22 protein-coding genes are annotated in these 24,309 nt (G+C 69.7%); 11 read left to right on the top strand and 11 right to left on the bottom strand.

The features are described from left to right. Nucleotides 1–304: 304 nt before the first annotated feature. Nucleotides 305–1,114: an alpha/beta hydrolase family protein gene (locus EUA94_RS07940; RefSeq protein WP_129426336.1), complete on the bottom strand. Its 810-nt coding sequence runs from the start codon at nt 1,112–1,114 to the stop codon at nt 305–307. Nucleotides 1,115–1,167: 53 nt separating this feature from the next. Here EUA94_RS07940 and EUA94_RS07945 point away from each other — a divergent pair, with 53 nt between their 5' ends. Next, nucleotides 1,168–1,902, top strand: coding sequence for a hypothetical protein (locus EUA94_RS07945; RefSeq protein WP_129426337.1), 735 nt, complete (start codon nt 1,168–1,170; stop codon nt 1,900–1,902). Between the two features lie 134 nt (nt 1,903–2,036). On the opposite strand, the gene trmB is transcribed toward EUA94_RS07945, so the two are convergent. Genes trmB through EUA94_RS07960 form a run of 3 tightly spaced genes read right to left on the bottom strand, consistent with a single transcriptional unit; the run spans nt 2,037 to nt 4,634 of the window. Beyond that, entirely contained in the window at nt 2,037–2,759 is a 723-nt protein-coding gene (gene trmB / locus EUA94_RS07950) for a tRNA (guanine(46)-N(7))-methyltransferase TrmB (RefSeq protein ID WP_242494728.1), read from the bottom strand. A 37-nt stretch (nt 2,760–2,796) separates the two neighbouring features. Further along, the gene (locus tag EUA94_RS07955) at nt 2,797–4,176 is read right to left on the bottom strand and encodes an aspartate aminotransferase family protein (RefSeq protein WP_129426338.1); all 1,380 of its coding nucleotides are present in this window, start codon (nt 4,174–4,176) and stop codon (nt 2,797–2,799) included. Beyond that, a complete protein-coding gene (locus EUA94_RS07960; RefSeq protein WP_129426339.1) occupies nt 4,173–4,634 on the bottom strand; it encodes an Lrp/AsnC family transcriptional regulator in 462 nt (153 codons plus the stop codon). The genes EUA94_RS07955 and EUA94_RS07960 overlap by 4 nt, the downstream gene beginning before the upstream one ends. A gap of 169 nt (nt 4,635–4,803) precedes the next feature. Here EUA94_RS07960 and EUA94_RS07965 point away from each other — a divergent pair, with 169 nt between their 5' ends. The 10 genes from EUA94_RS07965 to EUA94_RS08010 all read left to right on the top strand — a co-directional run bounded on the left by EUA94_RS07965 (nt 4,804) and on the right by EUA94_RS08010 (nt 16,387). Further along, complete coding sequence (locus tag EUA94_RS07965) at nt 4,804–6,249, top strand: gamma-aminobutyraldehyde dehydrogenase (RefSeq protein WP_242494729.1); 1,446 nt, start codon at nt 4,804–4,806, stop codon at nt 6,247–6,249. 75 nt (nt 6,250–6,324) lie between these two features. After that, entirely contained in the window at nt 6,325–7,572 is a 1,248-nt protein-coding gene (locus EUA94_RS07970; RefSeq protein ID WP_129426341.1) for an ABC transporter substrate-binding protein, read from the top strand. A gap of 1 nt (nt 7,573) precedes the next feature. Further along, nucleotides 7,574–8,674, top strand: coding sequence for an ABC transporter ATP-binding protein (locus EUA94_RS07975; RefSeq protein WP_129426342.1), 1,101 nt, complete (start codon nt 7,574–7,576; stop codon nt 8,672–8,674). Further along, nucleotides 8,671–9,585 (top strand): ABC transporter permease, encoded by a 915-nt coding sequence (locus EUA94_RS07980; protein ID WP_129426343.1) that lies wholly within the window; start codon nt 8,671–8,673, stop codon nt 9,583–9,585. The genes EUA94_RS07975 and EUA94_RS07980 overlap by 4 nt, the downstream gene beginning before the upstream one ends. Before the next feature lies 1 nt (nt 9,586). Continuing rightward, the gene (locus EUA94_RS07985; RefSeq protein WP_129426344.1) at nt 9,587–10,441 is read left to right on the top strand and encodes an ABC transporter permease; all 855 of its coding nucleotides are present in this window, start codon (nt 9,587–9,589) and stop codon (nt 10,439–10,441) included. A 1-nt stretch (nt 10,442) separates the two neighbouring features. Beyond that, nucleotides 10,443–11,723 carry a saccharopine dehydrogenase family protein gene (locus EUA94_RS07990; RefSeq protein ID WP_242494730.1) on the top strand — a complete coding sequence of 427 codons (1,281 nt, stop codon included), beginning with the start codon at nt 10,443–10,445 and terminating at the stop codon, nt 11,721–11,723. Further along, nucleotides 11,720–13,069, top strand: a complete 1,350-nt coding sequence (gene gabT, locus EUA94_RS07995; RefSeq protein WP_242494731.1) for a 4-aminobutyrate--2-oxoglutarate transaminase — start codon at nt 11,720–11,722, stop codon at nt 13,067–13,069. The genes EUA94_RS07990 and gabT overlap by 4 nt, the downstream gene beginning before the upstream one ends. Before the next feature lie 12 nt (nt 13,070–13,081). Next, nucleotides 13,082–14,530 (top strand): NAD-dependent succinate-semialdehyde dehydrogenase, encoded by a 1,449-nt coding sequence (locus EUA94_RS08000; protein WP_129426345.1) that lies wholly within the window; start codon nt 13,082–13,084, stop codon nt 14,528–14,530. Further along, nucleotides 14,527–15,894, top strand: coding sequence for an aspartate aminotransferase family protein (locus EUA94_RS08005; RefSeq protein ID WP_129426346.1), 1,368 nt, complete (start codon nt 14,527–14,529; stop codon nt 15,892–15,894). The genes EUA94_RS08000 and EUA94_RS08005 overlap by 4 nt, the downstream gene beginning before the upstream one ends. A 67-nt stretch (nt 15,895–15,961) precedes the next feature. Continuing rightward, nucleotides 15,962–16,387, top strand: coding sequence for a hypothetical protein (locus tag EUA94_RS08010; RefSeq protein ID WP_129426347.1), 426 nt, complete (start codon nt 15,962–15,964; stop codon nt 16,385–16,387). Between the two features lie 83 nt (nt 16,388–16,470). Here the strand turns inward: EUA94_RS08010 and tuf are convergent, their stop codons facing one another. From tuf to EUA94_RS08045, 7 genes are all read right to left on the bottom strand, one after another. After that, nucleotides 16,471–17,664, bottom strand: a complete 1,194-nt coding sequence (gene tuf, locus EUA94_RS08015) for an elongation factor Tu (RefSeq protein ID WP_129426348.1) — start codon at nt 17,662–17,664, stop codon at nt 16,471–16,473. A gap of 82 nt (nt 17,665–17,746) precedes the next feature. Continuing rightward, nucleotides 17,747–19,858 carry an elongation factor G gene (gene fusA, locus EUA94_RS08020; RefSeq protein WP_129426349.1) on the bottom strand — a complete coding sequence of 704 codons (2,112 nt, stop codon included), beginning with the start codon at nt 19,856–19,858 and terminating at the stop codon, nt 17,747–17,749. 86 nt (nt 19,859–19,944) lie between these two features. Further along, nucleotides 19,945–20,415, bottom strand: a complete 471-nt coding sequence (gene rpsG, locus EUA94_RS08025) for a 30S ribosomal protein S7 (RefSeq protein ID WP_129426350.1) — start codon at nt 20,413–20,415, stop codon at nt 19,945–19,947. Further along, nucleotides 20,415–20,786, bottom strand: a complete 372-nt coding sequence (gene rpsL / locus EUA94_RS08030) for a 30S ribosomal protein S12 (RefSeq protein WP_056599611.1) — start codon at nt 20,784–20,786, stop codon at nt 20,415–20,417. The genes rpsG and rpsL overlap by 1 nt, the downstream gene beginning before the upstream one ends. Nucleotides 20,787–20,981: 195 nt before the next feature. Then, on the bottom strand, nt 20,982–22,211 hold the full coding sequence (locus EUA94_RS08035) for an MFS transporter (RefSeq protein WP_242494732.1): 1,230 nt from the start codon (nt 22,209–22,211) through the stop codon (nt 20,982–20,984). Between the two features lie 90 nt (nt 22,212–22,301). Next, on the bottom strand, nt 22,302–22,748 hold the full coding sequence (locus EUA94_RS08040; RefSeq protein ID WP_242494733.1) for a MarR family transcriptional regulator: 447 nt from the start codon (nt 22,746–22,748) through the stop codon (nt 22,302–22,304). Nucleotides 22,749–22,821: 73 nt separating this feature from the next. After that, the gene (locus EUA94_RS08045; protein WP_129426352.1) at nt 22,822–24,309 is read right to left on the bottom strand and encodes an NCS2 family permease; all 1,488 of its coding nucleotides are present in this window, start codon (nt 24,307–24,309) and stop codon (nt 22,822–22,824) included.

Consider the following 24,309-nt stretch of genomic DNA (forward strand, 5'->3'; position numbering starts at 1 on the left):
TGTCTCTCCTCCACCCTCCGACCCCCGCGGTCGGGCGTGTCGCGCCGGAAACTCGCGATACGCCCCGGTTTCGGGGAGTGGTACTGCTCTGGGTGGCACCCGACGGTTGTCGGATCTGGTCGGGTCTCCGATCAAGACATCTGATCCGGTGCGGCGCACGCAGACGACTGATTCGATCGAGGAGACGCGATTCAGAAGTCAATGTGTGCCTGCCCTGGCGACCCGCCGGAGCAACCGGAACATCTTGACAGACTCGGTGTGCCCACGCCAAATCGGAATGGAGTGGAGCGCGAACGGGCGGCTGTCAGGTGCCCGAGGGCCCTGTCGCGAACGCCACCAGCTCCCGTCCGATGCGGGTCACGGACCCGCTCACGGGGTTGACCAGCAGGTCCCATCCGTGGCCGGAGCGACCCGCCACGAATCGTACGTCGGCCGCCTCCGCGAGCGACTCGGCGGCCGCATAGATCTCCGGTCCGTCGCTCGGCGCCATCACGACCAGTCCGTCGTCCGGGAGCGATCCGGCGAGCGACGCGAGCTCCACGCCCTCCCACGCCGGGGGTCCCGAGACGTCTGCCCACGCGTCGACGTCCGCGCCGGCGGCGACCGCCATCACGGTCAGCGAGCCGCCCATCGACGTGCCCAGCAGGACCACGCGCTCCGCGCCGTACTCCCCGCGTGCCAGGGCGACCGCCGCCGCCACCTCGTGGAGCGGGTCGGCGTCCTCCTCGGCGGTGCAGGTCGTCTCCCCGTAGCCGCACGGGCTGACCAGGAGCGAGGTGAGGCCGGCGTCGGAGGCCGCGGTCGCCCAGCGACCCCAGCCGCAGATGCCGCCGATCTGGGGCAGCAGGATCGCGACCCCGTCGTTCGTCTCCGGGCCGATCCGCGCGGCCTCGATCGCGTTGCCGCTGCCGCTGGTCAGCGTGACGGCCGCGAGTGGAGCGTCGTCGGGCATCGCGGACAGGCAGCGCCCGCGCAGCGCCGTCGTCGCGTCGGGCTTCGCGGACGTCGGCGGCGAGGCCGTGGGCTCGTCAGTCGTGCGCTCGGTGCCCGAGCAGCCTGTGGCGAGCAGGACCAGCACCGCAGCGACCACTCCCCTGCTCCCCCCGGTGCCCACGGCTCGAGAATAGGGACGTGGTCCGGCTGGGTCGAGGTCCTAGCCTGCGGCCCATGACGAGCGACCTGCGTGAGGTGTGGGACTTCGACGACCCGTCCGGCAGCGAGGAGCGGTTCCGCCGGCTCGCCGCGGACCCCGACGAGCCGCTGGCGACGTACGCCTCGACGCAGGTGGCACGTGCCCTCGGCCTGCAGGAGAGGTACGACGAGGGGCACGCGGTGCTCGACGCCCTCTCCCCCGCTGACGCCGGGTCGCGGGTGCGGATCGCGCTCCAGCGCGGTCGGCTGCTGCGCTCGTCGGGCGACCCGGGATCCGCCCGACCGCTCTTCGAGGACGCGGCGTCGGCTGCTCGCGAAGACGGTCTCGAGGAGCTCGAGGTCGACGCCCTGCACATGGTGGCGCTGGTCGTGGAACCGGCGGAGCGGCTCGCGGCCCACCACGCCGCCCTCGACCGGGCGCGGGCTGCGTCCGACCCGGCGGCCCGGGACTGGGACGCGTCCCTGCTCAACAACATCGGCATGGAGCACGCCGATGCGGGCGACCACGCGGCCGCGCTCGCGGCCTTCGAGGAGGCGCTCGAGGCGCGGCTGCGGATCGGCGACCCGGCACGCACCCGGGTCGCGCGGTGGATGGTGGCGTGGTCGCTGCGCCACCTCGGCGCCGTCGATGCGGCGCGCGAGAGGCAGCTCGCGCTCAAGGCCGAGCTCGACGCGATCGGCGAGACCGACCCGTACGTCGACGAGGAGCTCGCCCTCCTCGACCCGCCGAGCTCACCGTCTGAGCGGTGAGTGAGGAGGACTTCCTCCGCGGGGTACGCCCCTCACGCACCGCTCAGAGCGCGTCGTACGGCGACACGCGCGCGAGCGGCGTGTGAGGCGGATTGCGCGGGCGACGAACGCCCCTCACGCACCGCTCGAAGGAATCAGCCGACCCGGCGGTAGCAGAAGTCGGCGATGTCGCGGCCGACGTCGAGGCCCTTGCGCTCGAAGCGGGTGACCGGACGTTCGGCCCAGCGCTCCACCCGGCCGCCCTCGAGGGTGGGCTCGGCGTCGAGCACGTCGCGCATCTGGTCGGCGTAGTCGGCCCAGTCCGTCGCGAGGCGCCAGGCGCCGCCCGACACCAGCCGCGAGGAGGCGAGCGCCGCGTTGGCGGGCTTGACCAGGCGGCGCTTGCGGTGCTTGGTCTTGCGCCAGGGGTCGGGGAAGAAGGTCCAGATCTCGGCGAGGCTGGCGGGGCCCAGGAGGTTCTCCAGCGACCAGACGGCGTCCACCGAGCAGAACCGCACGTTGTCCGCGCCGGCCTCGGCGACACGCCACAACGAATCGGCCACTCCGGGGAGCCACACATCGAGCGCCAGCACGTCGTGGTCGGGGCGGGCCGCGGCGAGGACGGCCGTGGCCTCGCCGATGCCGGACCCGATCTCGAGGATCAGCGGGGCCTCCCGGCCGAACACCTCGGCCAGGGAGAAGTCGGGCCGGTCGACGGCCGCCTCGGGGATCACCCAGTCCGCCTGGTGCGCGGCCCAGGCCTCGGCCTGGCGCGGGGTGAACCGGCTGCCGCGACGTGAGTAGGACAGCACCTCGCGCATGCGCCGCCCGTCCTCGGTCAGCTTGTGGTGCGGGCGGGCCGGGCGTACGTCGTTCACGGGAGCATCCTCCCCGCTCACGCGGGTCGGACGCACATCAGAGGTGCGCGAGCGCCCCGGTGAGCACGGAGCGCAACCGCTGCTCGATGTCGTCGAACTCCGGCTGGCCGATGATCAGCGGCGGCGCCAGCTGGATGACCGGGTCACCGCGGTCGTCAGCCCGGCAGTAGAGCCCGGCCTCCCACAGCGCACCGGAGAGGTAGCCACGCAGCAGTCGCTCGGACTCGGCGTCGTCGAACGTCTCCTTGGTCTCGCGGTCCTTCACCAGCTCGATGCCGTAGAAGTAGCCGTGACCACGTACGTCGCCGACGATCGGGATGTCGTACAGCTTCTCCAGCGTCGAGCGGAAGCCCGGGGCGTTCTGCTGGACGTGGTCGGTGAGCCCCTCGCGCTCGAAGATGTCGAGGTTGGCGAGGGCGACCGCCGACGAGACCGGGTGCCCGCCGAACGTGTAGCCGTGGGCGTACGCCGTGGTGCCGCTCTTGAACGGCTCGAAGAGCCGGTCGCTCGCGATCATCGCGCCGATCGGCGAGTAGCCGGAGGTCATGCCCTTGGCGCACGTGATGATGTCGGGCTGGTAGCCAAACTCGGTGGCGCCGAACATCTCCCCCACCCGGCCGAAGGCGCAGATGACCTCGTCGGAGACCAGCAGGACGTCGTACTCGTCGCAGATCTCGCGCACCCGCTCGAAGTAGCCCGGCGGGGGCGGGAAGCAGCCGCCGGCGTTCTGCACGGGCTCGAGGAAGACGGCGGCGACGGTGTCGGGCCCCTCGAACTCGATCGCCTCCGCGATCCGGTCCGCGGCCCAGCGGCCGAAGGCCTTCTCGTCGTCGCCGAGGTAGTCGGGGCGGCGGTAGAAGTTGGTGTTCGGCACCTTGTGGGCGCCGGGGACCAGCGGCTCGAACATCTCCTTCAGCGGCGGGATGCCGGTGATGGACAGCGCGCCCTGCGGGGTGCCGTGGTAGGCCACGGCCCGAGAGATGACCTTGTGCTTGTTGGGCTTGCCGGTGAGCTTGAAGTACTGCTTGGCGAGCTTCCACGCGGACTCGACGGCCTCGCCGCCGCCGGTGGTGAAGAAGACGCGGTTGAGGTCGCCGGGCGCCATCTTCGCGATCCGGTCGGCGAGCTCGATGGCCCGCGGGTGCGCGAAGGACCACAGCGGGAAGAAGGCGAGCTCCCTGGCCTGCTGGGCGGCCGCCTCGGCGAGCTCCTCGCGGCCGTGGCCGACCTGTACGACGAACAGGCCGGCGAGGCCGTCGATGTACTCGCGGCCGTGGCTGTCCCAGATCTTGTGGCCCTCGCCCTTGACGATGAGCGGCATCTCGCCGCCCTTCTCGTAGGTCGAGTGGCGGGTGAAGTGCAACCACAGGTGGTCGCGGCCGGCCGCCTGGTAGTCGAAGGACTGGTCGATGCTCATCGTGTTCCCCAGTTGTAGTGCTGCTTGTTGAGCTTGAGGTAGACGAAGGTCTCCGAGGAGACCACCCCCTCGAGCTCACGGACGCGACGGATGACGTCGAGCAGGTGCGGGTCGTCCTCGCACACCACCTCGACGAGGAGGTCGAAGCTGCCGGCGGTGGTGACCACGTAGTCGACCTCGGCGACCTCCGCGAGCCGGTCGCCGACCTGGAGCGGGTCGCCCTCGGTGCGGATGCCGATCATCGCCTGGCGGGTGAACCCGACCTGGGTCGGATCGGTGACCGCGACGACCTGCATGATCTCGGAGTCGAGCAGCTTCTGCACCCGCGCGCGGGCCGCGGCCTCGGAGAGACCGACTGCCTTGGCGATGGCGGCGTACGACGCGCGGCCATCCTCCTGCAGGAGCTCGATGATCCGCTTCGCGGTCGCATCCAGCTTCACCGGTCCCTCGCTGCTCATGCGCCCATGGTGGAGCGACCGGCCCCGAAAGGCAAGCCGTGAGGAACGGATTCCGCATTTCCGCCGCGTTAATTCTGCGATTACCGCACATTCTTTGGCTCAGGCTATGGCGATGGGTACCCCTCGCGGCCTACTCTCCCCTCATCGCACCCCGACCGGGAGGACACCCGTGACCACCCCACGCACGCTGCGCAACTTCATCGGCGGCGCCTATGTCGATGCTGATGCCGGCGCCACGAGCGACGTCGTGAACCCCTCGACCGGGCAGGTCGTGGCCCACGCCCCGGTCAGCGGGGGCGAGGAGGTCGACGCGGCGTACGCCGCCGCCGACACGGCCTTCGCCGAGTGGGGGCGTACGACGCCCAGCGAGCGGCAGCAGGCGCTGCTGAAGTTCGCCGACTCGATCGAGGCGCACGCCGACGAGCTCATCGCCCTGGAGTCGGAGAACACCGGGAAGATCAAGGCGCTCACCGCGAGCGAGGAGATCCCGCCGATGGTGGACCAGCTCCGCTTCTTCGCGGGAGCGGCGCGGGTGCTGGAGGGGCGGGCGGCCGGGGAGTACATGGCTGGCCACACCTCGTGGGTCAGGCGCGAGCCGATCGGCGTCGTCGGCCAGGTCACCCCGTGGAACTACCCCCTCCTCATGGCCGTGTGGAAGATCGGACCGGCGCTGGCCGCGGGCAACACCGTGGTCCTCAAGCCGAGCGACACCACTCCCGAGAGCACGCTGCGGCTGGCCGAGCTCGCGTCCGAGTTCCTCCCGGCCGGCACGCTCAACGTCGTCACCGGTGACCGCGAGACCGGCCGCCTCCTCGTCGAGCACCCGACCCCGAGCCTCGTCGCCATCACCGGGTCCGTACGGGCCGGGGCCGAGGTGGCCGCCAGCGCAGCGCCGCAGATCAAGCGGGTGCACCTCGAGCTCGGCGGCAAGGCGCCGGTCGTGGTCTTCGACGACGCCGACATCGAGGCCGCCGTCGAGGGCATCGCGATCGCCGGCTACTTCAACGCCGGCCAGGACTGCACCGCCGCGACGCGGGTCCTCGTGGCGCCCGGCATCCACGACGACTTCGTCGCGGCGCTCGCCGAGTACGCCAGGACCTCCGCGCCGGTCGGGCTGCCCGACGACGAGGACGCGCTCTTCGGCCCGGTCAACAACGCCCGCCAGCTGGCGCACGTGAGCAGCTTCATCGAGAACCTCCCCTCGCACGCCACCGTCTCGGCCGGAGGCAACCGGCGTACGGACCTGGGTGACGGCTTCTACCTCGAGCCCACCGTGCTCTCGGGGCTGCGCCAGGACGACGAGGCGACCCAGAACGAGATCTTCGGTCCCGTCATCACGGTGCAGCGGTTCACCGACGAGGACGAGGCGATCCGCTGGGCCAACGGAGTCGACTACGGCCTCGCGTCGTCGGTGTGGACCAAGGACTTCGGCCGCGCGATGCGGATGTCGAAGGCGCTGGACTTCGGCTGCGTGTGGATCAACACCCACATCCCACTCGTCGCCGAGATGCCGCACGGCGGCTACAAGAAGTCCGGCTACGGGAAGGACTTGTCGATGTACGGGTTCGAGGACTACACCCGGATCAAGCACGTCATGGCGAACATCGAGAGCTGACCGGCTCCCGCTCCACACCGACCGACAACAGCCAGACCACGGACCGACCTCGGGGCCGACGGAGGACTTCCACAGATGACACCCATCCCACGCCGGTCACGGCGACACCTCTCCCCCGAGGCTGCGGCCGTCGTCGGCGCCTCCGGTGGCCTCAGCCGCCGGGCCCTGCTCGGCACCGGCGTCGCCGCCAGCGCCGGTCTTGCGCTGACGGGGTGCGCGCCGCCCTCTCCGCCGACCGGAGGCCCTGCGGCACTCAAGCTGCCGACCGACGTGTCGGACTCCGAGAAGATCCTCAAGTGGGCCAACTGGACGGCCTACCTCGACATGAACGGCAAGGAGACGAAGTCCCCGACGCTCGACGCCTTCATGCAGCAGAGCGGGATCGAGGTCAGCTACAGCGAGGATGTCGACGACAACGACTCCTACTACGCCAAGGTCGGACCGCAGCTCCGCGCCGGCCAGAGCATCGACCGCGACATCTTCACGCTGACCGACTGGATGGCCGCGCGCGTGATCCGCGACCAGCTCTGCCAGCCGCTCGAGCTGATCCAGATGCCCAACGTCGTCAACAACCTGCTCCAGCCGCTGAAGGACGTCTCCTTCGACCCCGGCCGCCAGCACTCGATCACCTGGCAGAGCGGCTTCGCCGGCATCGGCTACAACAAGGAGAAGGTCGGCCGCGAGCTCAAGTCGCTCGACGACCTCTGGGCCGACGACCTCAAGGGCAGGATCGTGGTGCTCTCGGAGTTCCGGGACACCGCCGGCCTCGTCATGCAGTCCCAGGGCGTCGACATCGACAGCGACTGGGGTCGGGCGGAGTTCGAGAGCGCGCTGGACTTCATCGAGCAGAAGATCGAGGACGGCTACATCCGCAAGGTGAAGGGCAACTCCTACATGGAGGACCTCACCAGCGGCAACGCCGTCGCCGGCATCACGTGGAGCGGCGACATCTTCGTCCTCGCCTACGACACCGAGGACCCCAACTGGACCTTCACCATCCCCGAGTCCGGCGGCACGCTCTGGTCGGACAACATGATGGTGCCGATCACCTCGACGCACCGCTCCAACGCCCAGCAGCTGATGGACTACTACTACGACCCGGCGGTCGCCGCGCAGGTCGCCGCCTGGGTCAACTACGTCTGTCCCGTCGACGGCGCGCAGGCCGAGATGGAGAAGATCGACCCCGACCTGGCCGAGAGCCCGTTCATCTTCCCGACCGCCGACTACATCGAGGAGAACAACATCCAGGCGTTCCGCGTCCTCGACGCGGACGAGGACATCGAGTTCGCCGACCTCTGGTCCTCGAAGGTGATGGGGAACTGACATGGCCGGATTCAGAGAAGCCAGCGGCGACCTGCAGCTCGAGAGCGTGACGAAGGCCTTCGGCGACTTCACTGCCGTCGACGACATCGACCTGCACGTCCCCCGCGGCTCGTTCTTCGCCCTGCTCGGCCCCTCGGGGTGCGGCAAGACCACCACGCTGCGGATGATCGCGGGGCTCGAGCAGCCCACGGCCGGCCGGGTGATGATCGGTGACACCGACCTGACCGGCTCGCGACCCTACGAGCGCCCGGTCAACACGGTGTTCCAGTCGTACGCGCTGTTCCCGCACCTGACGATCAAGGACAACGTCTCGTTCGGTCCCAAGCGCCGCAAGGACAAGGACGCCGCGACGCGCACCGACGAGGCCCTCGAGCTGGTGCAGATGACGCAGTTCGCCGGCCGCAAGCCGGCGCAGCTCTCGGGCGGCCAGCAGCAGCGCGTCGCCCTGGCCCGCGCCCTGGTCAACCACCCGGAGGTGCTGCTGCTCGACGAGCCGCTCGGCGCCCTCGACCTCAAGCTGCGCCGCGAGATGCAGGTCGAGCTCAAGCGCATCCAGACCGAGGTCGGCCTCACCTTCATCCACGTCACCCACGACCAGGAGGAGGCCATGACCATGGCCGACACCGTCGCGGTGATGAACAAGGGCCACATCGAGCAGCTCGGCGCACCGGCCGCGCTCTACGACCTGCCGCTCACCCGGTTCGTCGCGAACTTCCTCGGCCAGGCCAACACCGGCGTCGGCACCATCAAGGACACCGACGGCGACCACATCGTCGCGGACGTCCTCGGCACACCGGTGAAGATCCTCAAGTCCCGCTCCCAGGTGCTCGAGGGCGAGGTGCTGTTCGGCGTACGTCCCGAGAAGGTGACCGTCTCGCGCTCGCAGCCGGACGGAGCAGGCAACGACGTCAAGGGCGTCGTGCGCGACGTGTCGTTCCTCGGCGTCGCCACCAGCTACCTCGTCGACATGCCCAGCGGCACCACGTGGAGCTGCTACGAGCAGAACCTCGACGTCGAGCCGCTCGATCTGCGGCCCGGGGACGAGGTGTGGCTGACCTGGAACCCCGGCCACGCCTTCGGGGTCCCCGTGGACGAGACATGAGCGCACTCGCCCACGTGGCCGGGGGGGACCCGGACTTCGATCCGTCCGGGCCGGTGCCGGCGCCGACGAAGCGCAGCTGGACGGCGTACCTCCTGCTGCTCCCGGGCGCGCTGTGGCTCGGCGTCTTCTTCGTCCTGCCGCTCGTGCAGCTCGCGGCGGTCAGCCTGCAGAGCCGCTACCCCGGCTTCCCGGGCTACTACTACCGCGACGTCAACTTCGAGAACTACGCCAGCGCGCTGACGGACTACGCGCCACACTTCGCGCGCTCGTTCCTCTACGCCGGTCTCGCCACGCTGCTGGCGTTCGTCGTGGCGTACCCGCTGGCCTACGCCATGGCGTTCAAGGCGGGCAAGTGGCGCAACCTGATGATGATCTGCGTAGTCGCGCCGTTCTTCACCTCGTTCATCCTGCGCACGTTCGCGTGGTCGCAGATCCTCGCTGACGAGGGGTGGGTCGCCGGCACCCTCAACTTCCTGCACCTGCTGCCCGGCGGCAACATCATCAACACGCCGCTCGCCGTGGTCGCGGGCCTCACCTACAACTTCCTGCCGTTCATGGTGCTGCCGATCTATGCCTCGCTCGAACGCGCCGATCCGCGCGTGATCGAGGCCGGCGGCGACCTGTACGCCAACGGCTTCACCACGTTCCGCACCGTGACCCTGCCGATGTCGATGCCCGGCGTGCTCGCCGGGACGTTGCTCACGTTCATCCCGGCAGCAGGTGACTTCGTCAACATGGAGCTGCTCGGCCCCCAACGCGGGAAGATGGTCGGCAACGTCATCAACGACCAGTTCCTCGCCGTCCCGGGCGGCTACCCGGTCGCCGCCTCGCTGTCGTTCACGCTCATGGCGGCGATCCTCGTCATGGTCTTCCTCTACGTCCGCCGCTTCGGCACCGAGGAGCTGGTGTGAGATGACCACCACGACGACGACCCCCTATCGGCCCTCGGCACCCAAGCGCGCGCAGGTCTGGCTGGCCAACCACTTCGCGATGCTGTCCGCGATCCTGGTGCTGCTCTACCTCTTCCTGCCGGTGGCCTACACCTTCGCCTTCTCGTTCAACGACCACGGCAAGACCAACATCGTGTGGCAGGGCTTCACCTGGGAGCACTGGCAGGACCCGTGCGGTGTGGCCGGCGTCTGCGGCTCGCTGGTGACGTCGCTGCAGGTCGGCGCGATCTCCACGCTCGTCGCGACGGTGCTCGGCACCCTCATGGCGCTGGCGATGGTGCGCTACCGCTTCCGCGGCAAGGCGGCCAGCAATGTGCTGATCTTCGTGCCGATGGCGACGCCCGAGATCGTGATGGGTGCCGCGCTGCTGACGATCTTCGTGCAGGGCTTCTCCAACATCGGGCTCAGCCTGGGCTTCACCACGATCGTCTTCGCCCACATCATGTTCTGCCTGAGCTTCGTGGTCGTGACGGTCAAGGCCCGGATCCAGTCCCTCGACCCCCGGATCGAGGAGGCGGCGCAGGACCTCTACGCCAGCCCGATGCAGACCTTCTGGAAGGTCACCTTCCCGCTGATCCTGCCCGGCATCGCGGGGGCCGCGATGCTCGCGTTCTCGCTGTCCTTCGACGACTTCATCATCACCAACTTCGTCTCCGGCAACGAGAGCACGTTCCCCAAGTTCGTGTACGTCGCCTCCCGCCGCGGCATCCCTGCCGAGGCCAACGTCATCGGCTTCTCGATGTTCGTGCTCGCCGTCCTGCTCGTCGTCGGCGCTCAGCTCGTGAGCTCGGTCCGGGCGTCCAAGATCAAGGAGTGACATGCCACAGCCGATGCGGGTGCTGATGGTCGGGGCCGGAGGCGTCGGCGACGCAGCGGCCCGGATCGCGGTCGAACGCGACTTCTTCGAGGCGTGGGTGGTCGCCGACTATGACCCGGAGCGCGCCGAGCGTACGGCCGCCGCCGCTCGCGGACGGCGTACGGGCGAGGAGCGGTTCAGCGCCGCGCAGGTCGACGCCTCCGACGCCGACGCCGTGGCCGCGCTCGCCCGCGAGGTGCGCGCCACGCACGTCTTCAATGCCGTCGACCCGCGGTTCGTGATGCCGATCTTCACCGGCGCGCTGGCCGCCGACGCCCACTACCTCGACATGGCGATGAGCCTGTCGGTGCGCCACCCCGACGCACCGTACGAGCAGGTCGGCGTCAAGCTGGGCGACGAGCAGTTCGCCCGGGCCGGTGAGTGGGAGGCGGCGGGTCGCCTGGCCCTGCTCGGGATCGGCGTCGAGCCGGGCCTCTCCGACGTGTTCGCGCGGTACGCCGCCGACGAGCTGTTCGACCACATCGACGAGCTCGGCACGCGCGACGGCGCCAACCTCGTCATCCGCGACGACGACGGCAACGAGGTGTTCGCCCCGGGCTTCTCGATGTGGACGATCATCGAGGAGTGCCTCAACCCGCCCGTGGTGTGGGAGCGCGAGCGGGGCGGCGGCGACCTGGAGAAGGGGTTCTTCACGCTGCCGCCGTTCTCCGAGCCGGAGGTGTTCGACTTCCCCGACGGCATCGGGCCGGTCGAGTGCGTGCACGTCGAGCACGAGGAGGTGCTCCTCATGCCCCGCTGGGTCGAGGCCGACCGGGTGACGTTCAAGTACGGCCTGGGCGAGGAGATGATCACGATCCTCAAGACCCTCCACACGCTGGGCCTCGACTCGACCGAGCCGGTCACCGTCAAGGGCGTGCAGGTCTCGCCCCGCGACGTTGTCGCCGCGTGCCTGCCCGACCCGGCGACCATCGGGCCGCGGATGGAGGGCAAGACGTGCGCCGGGCTGTGGGTCACCGGCACCGGCAAGGACGGCGCGCCGCGCTCGACGTACCTCTACCACGTGGTCGACAATGCCGACTCGATGCGCGACTACGGCGCCCAGTGCGTGGTGTGGCAGACCGCCATCAACCCCGTCGTCGCCCTCGAGCTGCTCGCCAACGGCACCTGGTCGGGCAGCGGCGTGCTCGGCCCCGAGGCGCTGCCGCCGAAGCCCTTCCTCGACCTGCTCGCCGCACCGAAGCCCGAGGGGTACGGATCCCCGTGGGGAATGGAGGAAAAGTGACACTCTCCCAGGAACGCATCCTCGCGACCGAGATCCCCGGGCCGCGCTCGCAGGCGCTGCAGGCCCGCAAGGTCGCGAGCGTCTCGGCCGGCATCGGCACCACGCTGCCGGTGTACGTCGAGCAGGCCGGGGGCGGCATCCTCCGCGACGTCGACGGCAACCAGCTGATCGACTTCGGCTCGGGCATCGCGGTGACCACTGTCGGCAACGCCTCGCCCAAGGTGGTGGAGGCGGTGCAGCGCCAGGTCGCCGACTTCACCCACACCTGCTTCATGGTCACGCCCTACGAGGAGTACATCGAGGTCTGCGAGAAGCTCGCCGAACTCACGCCGGGCGACCATGAGAAGCGCTCGGCGCTCTTCAACTCCGGGGCCGAGGCGGTGGAGAACGCGGTCAAGGTGGCGCGCCACCACACCGGCCGCGACGCCATCGTCGTCTTCGACCACGCCTACCACGGGCGGACGAACCTCACGATGGCGCTCACCGCGAAGAACATGCCCTACAAGCACGGCTTCGGCCCGTTCGCGGGCGAGATCTACCGCGCCCCGATGGCGTACCCCTATCGCTGGCCGGGCGGCGCCGAGGCGTGCGCCGACGAGGCCTTCGAGGCGTTCGTGAACACCGTCCACGCCCAGGTCGGCGAGGACAACTGCGCGGCCGTCCTGATCGAGCCGATCCAGGGCGAGGGCGGCTTCATCGTGCCGCCGCCGGGCTGGCTGGCACGCGTGGCCGCGTGGTGCCGCGAGCAGGGCATCCTCTTCATCGCCGACGAGATCCAGACCGGCTTCGCGCGCACCGGTGACTGGTTCGCCAGCGACCACGAGGGCGTCGTGCCCGACCTCGTCACCACCGCCAAGGGCATGGCCGGCGGGCTGCCGCTCGCCGCCGTGACGGGGCGCGCGGACGTGATGGACTCCGTCCACGCCGGCGGGCTAGGCGGCACGTACGGCGGCAACCCGGTGGCGTGCGCGGCCGCTCTTGCCGCCATCGACACCATGGAGGCCTCCGACCTCCCGGCCCGGGCCCGCGAGATCGAGGCGATCTTCGTCCCGCGACTGCGCGCGATCGCGGAGCGGCACCCCGACCGGGTCGGCGACATCCGCGGACGCGGGGCGATGCTGGCGCTCGAGCTCGTCAGCGACGGCCCCGGTCGTACGCCGGACGCGGCCCTCGCCGGTGCCGTCCACCGGGCCTGTTCCTCGCAGGGCCTGGTGACGCTCACCTGCGGAACCTTCGGCAACGTCTTCCGCTTCCTGCCCCCGCTCTCCATCGACGACCGCCTCCTGTCGGAGGGCCTCGACGTCTTCGAGGCCGCCTTCGACGAGGCGGCCGCCGCCAGCCAGTGAAAGGGTGCTGACATGGCAGACCTGATCGACACCGTCCCCCGACAGCTCCTCATCAAGGGCGAGTGGGTCGACGCCTCAGGCGGCGCGACCTTCGAGGTGACCAACCCGGCCAACGACGAGGTGCTCACGCGCATCGCCGACGGCACTCCCGCCGACGGCGAGCGCGCCCTGGCCGCCGCAGCGGGGGCGCAGAAGGAGTGGGCCGCCACCGAGCCGCGCGTACGCGGGGAGATCCTGCGGAGCGCCTTCGAGCTGCTCACCGAGCGGGCCGACGACTTCGCCCGGCTGATGACGCTCGAGATGGGCAAGACCCTCGCCGAGGCGAAGGGCGAGGTGGGCTACGGCGCCGAGTTCTTCCGCTGGTTCTCCGAGGAGGCCGTACGCATCCACGGCCGCTACGCCGCCGCCCCGGCCGGCAGCTCCCGGTTGATCACGATGAAGGCCCCCGTCGGCCCCACGCTGATGATCACGCCCTGGAACTTCCCCCTCGCGATGGGCACCCGCAAGATCGGGCCCGCCATCGCGGCCGGGTGCACGATGGTGGTGAAGCCGGCCCACGAGACGCCGCTGACGATGCTCGCGCTGGCCGCGCTGATGGAGGAGGTCGGACTCCCGCCGGGAGTGCTCAACGTCGTCACCACCACCGACTCCGGCGGGGTGTGCGAGCCGATCATCCGCGATGCCCGGCTGCGCAAGCTGACCTTCACCGGCTCGACCGCGGTCGGCAAGGTGCTCGTGGCCCAGGCCTCCGAGCAGCTGCTGCGGGTCTCGATGGAGCTCGGTGGCAACGCCCCCTTCATCGTCTTCGGCGACGCGGACCTCGACGCCGCCGTCGACGGCGCGATGCTCGCCAAGATGCGCAACATCGGTGAGGCCTGCACCTCCGCCAACCGGTTCCTCGTCCACTCCTCGGTCGCCGAGGAGTTCGCCGCGCGATTCGCCGAGCGGATGGGCGCGCTCACCGTGGGCGACGGCACGCACGACGGCGTCGACGTCGGGCCGCTCATCACCGAGAAGGCCCGGGCCGGCGTCCACGAGCTCGTCGAGGACGCGGTCTCCGCCGGCGCGACGGCCCTGGTCGGCGGGACGGTCCCCGAGGGGCCCGGCCACTTCTACCCGCCGACGGTGCTGGTCGACGTACCCGAGACGGCGCGGGTCTTCCGCGAGGAGATCTTCGGACCGGTCGCGCCGATCATCACGTTCGACAGCGAGGCCGAGGCGATCGCACGCGCCAACGACACCGAGTACGGCCTGGTCGCGTACGTCTTCTCCCGCGGTCACGCCCGCGTGCTGCGGGTCAGCGAGGCGCTGGAGTTCGGCATGGTCGGGGTCAACACCGGGATCGTGTCCAACCCGGCGGCGCCCTTCGGCGGCGTGAAGCACTCGGGCTTCGGCCGCGAGGGCGGGTTCGAGGGCATCGAGGAGTACCTCGAGACCAAGTACGTCGGCAGCGCGCTGTGACGACGACGGAGGTCGACCGCACCCGGCTGGCCGCGCTCCACGCCGAGGAGGAGCAGCGGTTCGTCGACCTGCACCCGACCTCCGCGCACCTCGCCTTGGCTGCCGGCGAGCACCTGCTCGCGGGCGTGCCGATGCCGTGGATGACGCGGTGGCCGGGCTCCTTCCCGCTCTTCGTGGAGTCGGCCTCGGGCGGACGGTTCACCGACGTCGACGGCATCGACTACGTCGACCTGTGCCTGGGCGACACCGGGTCGATGACCGGGCACTGCCTGCCCGCGGTCGCCGACGCCGTACGCGAGCGCACCGAGCGCGGCATCACGACGATGCTCCCGTCGACCGACGCCACCTGGGTCGCCGCCGAGCTCAGCCGCCGGTTCGGCCTCCCCCGCTGGCAGATGGCGATGACCGCGACCGACGCCAACCGGTTCGTGCTGCGATTCGCGCGCCACCTCACTGGGCGCCCGCGCATCGCGGTGATGGACTGGTGCTACCACGGCACCGTCGACGAGACGCTCGGCGTGCTCGAGCACGGCCGTGCGGGCGACCGGGTCGTGGCCCGCCCCGGCGCGCTCGGTCCGCAGGTCGACGTCTCCGTCACCACCGCGGTGGTCCCCTTCAACGACCTCGACGCGCTCGACGTACGCCTGGCCGAGGGCGACGTCGCGTGCCTGCTGATGGAGCCGGCGCTGACCAACATCGGGATCGTGCTGCCCGACGAGGGCTACCTCGCCGGGGTCCGGGAGATCACCCGCCGGCACGGCGTCCTGCTCGTCAACGACGAGACCCACACGATCTGCGCCGGCCCCGGTGGGGCCACCGCTGCGTGGGACCTCGAGCCCGACTTCGTGGTCATCGGCAAGCCGATCGGCGGCGGGATCCCGGTCGCGGCGTACGGCATGAGCGCCGAGGTGGCCGCGCAGCTGGAGGGACCGATGCTCGGCCACGACATCGACGTCGCCGGGGTCGGTGGCACGCTGTCGGGATCGGCGCTGGCGATGGCCGCGGTGCGCGCGACGCTGTCCTCGGCCCTGCGCCAGGAGGACTTCGACGTCGCGATCCCGCTCGCCGAGTCGTTCACCACCGGCATCCAGGGCGTGATCTCCGAGCACGGCCTGCCGTGGCACGTGCAGCGGCTGGGCTGCCGGGCGGAGTACTGGTTCTGCCCGCCGCCGCGGGCCGGCGCCGAGGCCGCCGCAGCTGTCGACGAGGAGCTCGACGCGTTCTTCCACCTCTGGACCGTCAACCGCGGCGTGCTGCTCGCGCCGTTCCACAACATGTCGCTGTTCTCGCCCTTCCACACCGAGGCGGACGTCGACGCCCACACCTCGGTGTTCCGGGGTGCCGTGGAGGCGCTGCTCGGCTGACGGCCGGATCGGAACCTGGTCCCAGCAGCCTCTCGCCGCGGAGCGTGTCGCGGCGTAGCGTGGAGGCATGTGGAGCTGGCTCCAGGACTACGGTCCGTTGTTGCTGGCCTGGGCAGGTGTCCAGGTCGTGCTGGCCGGCGCGCTCGGCTTCTGGGCCGGCTGGTGGCCCTGGCAGCTTCGCCTCGGAGCCTTCCTGGTGCGGCTGGCGAGCCCCCGCCCCGCGCCGCTGGTGCCGCGCAACCGGCCCATCGAGCAGGTCGGTGCCGACGTCCGTCGGCTGCGTGACGCATTCGGCCGGGAGGGCGTGCGCTTCGCCAAGTGGGAGGGCATCCGCCGGGCGTACGACGGCGTGCTCGCCGAGGCGGCCGACACCCTCGAGCTCAGCCACGGCCTGGCCGACCTCCCGCCCGGCGCCGACCGGGACTTCGAGCGTGTACGGGTCGAGCGGCTCCTCGAAGACGCCGGGCTCCTCACGCGGCTGCACGCCGCCTGACACCTCGGACGCACGAGACCCCGCCTCCCTTGCGGGAGACGGGGTCTCGGATGGTGCGGGTGCCGGTCAGTGACCGGCGGTGATCACTTGGTGATCTTGACGACGCGGCCGGCGCCGACCGTACGGCCACCCTCACGGATCGCGAACCGGAGGCCCTCGTCCATGGCGATGGGCTGGATGAGCTCGACCGACATCTCGGTGTTGTCACCCGGCATGACCATCTCGGTGCCCTCGGGCAGGGTCACAACACCGGTCACGTCAGTCGTACGGAAGTAGAACTGCGGACGGTAGTTGTTGAAGAACGGCGTGTGACGGCCGCCCTCGTCCTTGCTGAGGATGTAGACCGAGGCCTCGAAGTTCGTGTGAGGCGTCGTGGTGCCCGGCTTGATGACGACCATGCCGCGCTCGATGTCCTCGCGCTTGGTGCCACGGAGGAGCAGACCGACGTTCTCGCCCGCCTGGCCCTCGTCGAGCAGCTTGCGGAACATCTCGACACCGGTCACGACGCTCTTCTGAGCGACCTCGCGGATGCCGATGATCTCGACCTCCTCGTTGACCTTGACGATGCCGCGCTCGATGCGACCGGTGATGACGGTGCCACGACCGGTGATCGTGAAGACGTCCTCGACGGGCATGAGGAACGGCTTGTCGGTCTCGCGCTCGGGGGTCGGGATGGACTCGTCCACCGCAGCCATGAGCTCGATGATCGACTCGCCCCACTTCTCGTCACCCTGGAGGGCCGGGAAGGCAGCAACGCGGATGACGGGGATGTCATCGCCGTCGAACTCGTACTCGGAGAGGAGCTCGCGCACCTCCATCTCGACGAGCTCGATGAGCTCCTCGTCGTCGACCATGTCGCACTTGTTGAGCGCCACGACCAGGGCCGGCACGCCGACCTGGCGGGCGAGCAGCACGTGCTCACGCGTCTGCGGCATCGGGCCGTCGGTGGCGGCGACCACGAGGATCGCGCCGTCCATCTGAGCGGCACCGGTGATCATGTTCTTGATGTAGTCCGCGTGACCCGGGCAGTCGACGTGCGCGTAGTGGCGCGCCTCGGTCTGGTACTCGACGTGCGCGATCGAGATCGTGATGCCGCGCTGGCGCTCCTCGGGAGCCTTGTCGATCTGGTCGAAGGCCGAAGCCTCGTTCAGAGTCGGGTACTTGTCGTGCAACACCTTGGTGATCGCCGCGGTCAGCGTCGTCTTGCCGTGGTCGATGTGACCGATGGTGCCGATGTTGACGTGCGGCTTGGTCCGCTCGAACTTCGCCTTAGCCACTGGGGCTCCTCCTGGTTGGGTTTGTACTTGAACTCATGGGTGTGTAGCGGGGTGGTGCGGGGGCCGAGGGGGCCCGGGCGACTTACTCGCCGCGGACCTTCTTGACGATCTCCTCGGCGATGTTCGTGGGAACCTCGGCGTACGAGTCGAACTCCATGGAGTACGACGCCTGGCCGGAGGTCTTCGACCTCAGGTCGCCAACGTACCCGAACATCTCGGAGAGAGGCACAAGGGCGCTCACGACCATGTCACCGTGACGCTCCTCCTGGTTGTGGATCTGGCCGCGGCGCGAGTTGATGTCACCGATGACCGTGCCGAGGAAGCTCTCCGGCGTGATCACCTCGACGGCGAACATCGGCTCGAGCAGCACCGGCTTGGCCCGACGCGCGGCCTCCTTGAAGGCCTGGTTGCCGGCGATCTTGAACGCGAGCTCGGACGAGTCGACATCGTGGTAGGCGCCGTCCTCGAGGGAGAACTTCACGTCGACCATGGGGTAGCCGGCGAGCACGCCGAACTCCATGGCGTCCTGGCCACCGGCGTCGACCGACGGGATGTATTCCTTGGGGATGCGACCACCGGACACGTTGTTGACGAACTCATAACCAGCGCCAGTGCCGGTCTCGGGGTCGATGTTGGGACCGAGGCTGATGACAACCTTGGCGAACTGACCCGAACCACCGGTCTGCTTCTTGTGGGTGTAGGAGTGCTTCTCGACCAGGTTGCGGATGGTCTCGCGGTAGGCCACCTGCGGCTTGCCGACGGTCGCCTCGACGCGGAACTCGCGCTTCATCCGGTCGACGAGGATCTCCAGGTGCAGCTCGCCCATGCCGGCGATGATGGTCTGGCCGGTCTCTTCGTCGGCCTTCACCGTGAAGGTCGGGTCCTCGTCGGAGAGGCGCTGGATCGCGGTGCCGAGCTTCTCCTGGTCACTCTTCGTCTTGGGCTCGATCGCGACCTCGATCACCGGGGCCGGGAACGTCATCGACTCGAGGATCACCTGGTTCTGCGGATCGGACAGGGTGTGTCCGGTCTTGGTGTCCTTGAGCCCCATGACGGCCACGATCTGACCGGCGCCGACCGACGCGATCTCCTCACGCTTGTTGGCGTGCATCTGGTAGACCTTGCCGATCCGCTCCTTGCGACCGTTGACCGAGTTGACCACGGTCGCGCCGGCCTCGAGCTTGCCGGAGTAGACGCGGACGTAGATCAGCTTGCCGAGGTGCGGGTCGGTGGCGATCTTGTAGGCCAGACCCGAGAAGGGCTCGTCGTCGGACGGCAGACGCCTGATCTCGACGCTCTCGTCCTTGACCGAGTGGCCGATGATCGCGTCGATGTCGAGCGGCGAGGGCAGGTACTTGACGACGGCGTCGAGCAGGGGCTGGATTCCCTTGTTCTTGAACGCGGTGCCGCACAGGACCGGGTTGAGCTTGTCGGCGAGGGTGGCGCGGCGGATCGCGGCGTCGAGCTCGGCGACGGTGAACTCGCCCTCCTCGAGGTACTTCTCCATGATCGCGTCGTCGGCCTCGGCCAGCGTCTCGAGGAGCTTCACGCGGTATTCCGCGGCCTGCTCGACGAGGTCGGCGGGGATCTCCTCGACCTCGTAGTCCTCACCCATCGTGGTCTCGCCGCGCCAGACCAGGGCACGCATGCCGACCAGATCGATGACACCGATGAAGTCACCCTCGGCGCCGATCGGCAGCTGGAGCACGAGCGGGGTGGAGTTGAGGCGGTCGACCATCATGTCGACGCACTTGAAGAAGTCGGCGCCGGTGCGGTCGAGCTTGTTGACGAAGCACATGCGGGGGACGGAGTACTTGTTGGCCTGGCGCCACACCGTCATCGTCTGGGGCTCGACACCGGCGACACCGTCGAAGACCGCGACGGCGCCGTCGAGGACGCGCAGCGAGCGCTCGACCTCGGCGGTGAAGTCCACGTGCCCGGGGGTGTCGATGATGTTGATCTGGTGGTCCTTCCACCAGCAGGTCGTCGCGGCGGACGTGATGGTGATGCCGCGCTCCTGCTCCTGCTCCATCCAGTCCATCGTGGCGCCGCCGTCGTGGACCTCACCGATCTTGTAGGTGATGCCCGTGTAGAACAGGATGCGCTCGGTGGTGGTGGTCTTGCCGGCGTCGATGTGCGCCATGATGCCGATGTTGCGGACCTTGTTGAGGTCGGTGGTGATGTCGACAGCCACGTCTGTGTCTCAGTCCCTCGAAGTAGTGGGGTTGTGGGGGTGGGAGGCCGTACGCCGCGTGATGCGGGCCGTACGGCCGCCCGTCCTCACCAGCGGTAGTGGGCGAAGGCCTTGTTGGACTCGGCCATCTTGTGGGTGTCCTCGCGCTTCTTCACAGCGGCACCGAGGCCGTTGCTCGCGTCGAGGATCTCGTTCATGAGGCGCTCGGCCATGGTCTTCTCGCGACGATCGGCGGCGTAGCCCACGAGCCAGCGCAGGGCCAGCGTGGTGGAGCGGTTGGCCTTGACCTCGACGGGGACCTGGTAGGTCGCCCCGCCGACGCGGCGGGACTTGACCTCGATGGCCGGCTTGACGTTGTCCATCGCGCGCTTGAGCGTGACGACGGGGTCGGAGCCGGTCTTGTCGCGGACGCCCTCGAGGGCGGTGTAGACGATGCGCTGCGCCACGGCCTTCTTGCCGTCCTGGAGGACCTTGCTGACGAGCTGGGTGACCAGCTGCGAGCCGTAGACCGGGTCAGAGACGAGGGGGCGCTTGGGAGCGGGACCCTTGCGAGGCATTACTTCTCCTTCTTCGCGCCGTAGCGGCTGCGGGCCTGCTTGCGGTTCTTGACACCCTGGGTGTCGAGCGTGCCGCGGATGATCTTGTAGCGGACACCGGGAAGGTCCTTCACACGGCCGCCGCGCACGAGCACGATCGAGTGCTCCTGCAGGTTGTGACCGACACCCGGGATGTAGGCGGTGACCTCGACGCCACTGCTCAGGCGCACGCGGGCGACCTTGCGGAGGGCGGAGTTCGGCTTCTTCGGGGTGGTCGTGTAGACGCGGGTGCAGACGCCACGGCGCTGCGGAGATCCCTTCAGGGCAGGCGTCTTGGACTTCGACACCTTGTCCTGGCGGCCCTTGCGGACCAGCTGGTTGATGGTGGGCACCTGGTGGTTCCCTCTCTCTGTTTCTCGTCTCGGACCGGCGCGGTGCCGGACTCGGGGGTCTTGCCTTCGACAACGTTGTGCCTGTGCGGCTCCCTCGAAGGGGCCGCTCCCTACCAGCGGGCAGTTGACGTGCACGCGCAGGGGTCTGGACGTGCCAGACACGAGGATTGAGGCTACTCGGGCGCTCGGGCAGGGTCAAAATGCCGGAGAGGCGCTCACAGCCGGTTCGTCTGCCGCCTCCGCGGCGTCGGGGCCACGCTCACGCCGGGCGCGCTCGAGCCTCAGGTACAGCATGGCAGACAGGCCCACACCGGCGATGGTCAGCAGACCCCCGCCGAGCAGCGTCCAGCGGGCGCCGTACTCCTGTCCGATCCACCCGATCACGGGCGCCCCGATCGGGGTGCCGCCCATGAAGATCATCAGGTAGAGCGCCATCACCCGGCCGCGGACGCCGGCGTCGGTGTTGAGCTGCATGTAGGTGTTGGCGCTGGTGATGAAGGTCAGCGCGGTCAGCCCGGTGACCGGCGTGAGGAGCGCGAAGGTGAGGTAGGTCGGCATCAGGCCCGCGAGCATCACCGTGGCGCCGAACGCGAGCGCGGAGCCCACGACGAGGCGGTGGCGTACGTGCTCGCGGCGCGCGGCCAGGAGTGCGCCGGTGAGCGAGCCGACGGCCAGGAAGCTGCCGAGCAGGCCGAACTCGGTCGGCCCCTTGCCGAAGACCTCGGTGGCCATCAGCGCGGAGGTGATCTGGAAGTTGAGGCCGAACGTGCCGGCGAAGAAGACCAGACCCAGCACCAGCATCAGGTCGGGCCGTGCGCGGACGTAGGCGATGCCCTCGCGCAGTGCGCCGGGTCCACGCTGCGCCAGGGCGGGCGAGTCGATCCGGGCGACGTCGAGGTGCCGCAGCGACCAGATCGGGGCGGCGTACGACACCGCGTTGAGCAGGATCACCCACCCGGTGGCGACCGCTCCCCCACCGAACGCGGCGATCAGGAGGCCGGCGAGGCCGGGGCCGACGAGGCGCGCGGCGTTGAAGCTGGCGGAGTTGAGGCCGACGGCGTTGGTCAGGTCGACCGGGTCGACGATCTCGGAGACGAACGACTGGCGCGCCGGGGCGTCGAAGGCGGACGCCGAGCCGAGCAGGAAGGCCAGGACGTAGACGTGCCAGACCTCGGCGGTGCCGGTGACGGCGAGCACGCCCAGGATCGCGGCCGGCACGGCCATGCCGATGTTGGTCAGCTGGAGCAGCCGCTGCTTGGGCATCCGGTCGGCGACGAGGCCGGCGAACGGGGTCAGGAGCAGGAAGGGCAGGAACTGCAGCCCCGTCGTGATGCCGAGCGCGGTCGCGCCGGAGCCGACGGCGAGCTGGAGGACCAGCCAGTCCTGGGCGACGCGCTGCATCCAGGTGCCGGTGTTCGACACCACGCCACCGGCGGCGTAGCGCCGGTAGTTGGGGTTGGCGAGGGAACGGAACGTGGGACTCGTGGTGACTCCTCGGTGGTCTCGTGCGGTCGGTCAGTCGGTGTGGGCGAGCCGCGCGAGGATCGGCGCGGCTGCGCGGAGGGAGGCGCGCTCGGCCGGGGTGAGCCGGGCGAGCTGCTGGGAGAGCCAGGCGTCGCGACGCTGGCGGTCGGCGAGCACTGCGGCGCGGCCCTCGTCGGTGAGCGAGACGACCACCTGGCGGCCGTCGGTCTCGTGCGGACGACGGACGACGTAGCCGTCGCCCTCCAGGCAGTTCACCGTGCGAGTCATCGACGGCGGCTGGACGCGCTCGGCGCGGGCCAGCTCCCCCACGGTCTGGTCGCCGAGGCGCACCAGCAGTCCGAGGACGACCATCTGCGGGATGCTCAGGTCATTGTCGGGGTGGCGCTCGGAGACCAGGCGGCGGCGGAGTCGCATGACACCGGCGCGGAGCTCGGAGGCGAGCCCGGCGTCGGTGCGAAGGTCGGCGATCGGCGGCATATCGTTAGCATAACTCATTACCTGTGCTAACTATTCCGACGTAGGTGTCAGGCCCTCCCGCGACCGGGGACGGTCAGGAGAGCCAGCCGCTGATGGGCGTGTAGGCGAAGTAGACGACGAAGAGCGCCGAGACGACCCCCATGAGGGGGTGGACGTCCCTGACCTTGCCGACGACGACCTTGATCAGGACGTACGCCACGAAGCCGGCGCCGATGCCGACCGAGATGGAGTAGGTGAAGGGCATCAGCACGACGGTCAGGAAGGCCGGGATCGCGACCTCGAGGTCGCGCCAGTCGATGTCGGCCACCTGCTGCATCATCAGGAACCCGACGAGCACGAGCGCGGGGACTGCCGCCTCGGACGGGATGGCCGCGACGAGCGGGGTGAAGAAGGTCGCGAGCAGGAACAGCGCTCCGGTGACGACGGAGGCGAGGCCCGTACGGGCGCCCTCCCCCACGCCCGAGGCGCTCTCGATGTAGGACGTGTTCGACGAGACACCGGCCGCGCCGCCGGCGATGGCGGCGACCGAGTCGACGATGAGGATCCGCTGGGCGCCGGGCGGGGTGCCGTCCTCGTCATTCAGGCCGGCCTCGGCGCCGATGGCGGTCATCGTGCCCATCGTGTCGAAGAAGTCGGCGAGCAGCAGGGAGAAGACGAGGAGGAGGGCGGCGAGCACGCCGGTGCCGGCGGAGCCGAACGCCCCGAACAGGTCGACGTCGCCGAGGGTGTCGAACGACGGGAGCCCCACGATGTCGCCGCTGAGGGTCGGCACGCTCAGCGACCAGCCCTTCGGGTTGTCGGCCGACGCGGGGCCGAGGTCGCCGACGGCCTCGACGATGACGGCGACGACCGTCGTGACGACGATCGAGATCAGGATCGCGCCGCGCACCTTGCGCACCCACAGGGCGATGACGAGGGCCAGCCCGAGGCAGAAGACGAGGACCGGCCAGCCCCCGAGGTGGCCGTCGGTGCCGAGCTGCACCGGCACGGTGGTCTGGAAGGCGTCGGGGATCCGGGTCACGACACGGGCATCGACGAACCCGATCAGCGCGATGAACAGGCCGATCCCGACGGAGATCGCCACCTTGAGCTGCTGGGGCACGGCGTGGAAGACAGCCTTGCGGAAGCCGGTCAGCACCAGCAGCAGGATCACGATGCCCTCGAGCACGACGAGGCCCATCGCGGCGCCCCACGTGGACTGGCGCGCGATCGAGTTGGCGACGAACGCGTTGAGGCCGAGGCCCGTCGCCAGGGCGAGCGGGAAGTTGGCGAAGCCGCCCATCGCGATCGTGAGCACCCCGGCCACGAGTGCCGTACCTGCGGCGATGGCCGGGATCCCGCTCCCGGGCTCGCCGCCGCCACCGAGGAAGGCGCCGGTCGAGTCGGGCACGAAGCCGAGGATCAGCGGGTTCAGCACGATGATGTAGGCCATCGTCAGGAACGTGACCACGCCGCCGCGGACCTCACGTCCGACGGACGATCCGCGCTGGCTGATCTCGAAGAATCCGTCGAGTCCGGAGCTGTTGGCGGGCCGCTTGGCAGTGGTGGTGTCGTCGCTCAC

Origin of the sequence: Nocardioides zhouii, from assembly GCF_004137345.1 — a bacterium.
Lineage (GTDB): Bacteria > Actinomycetota > Actinomycetes > Propionibacteriales > Nocardioidaceae > Nocardioides > Nocardioides zhouii.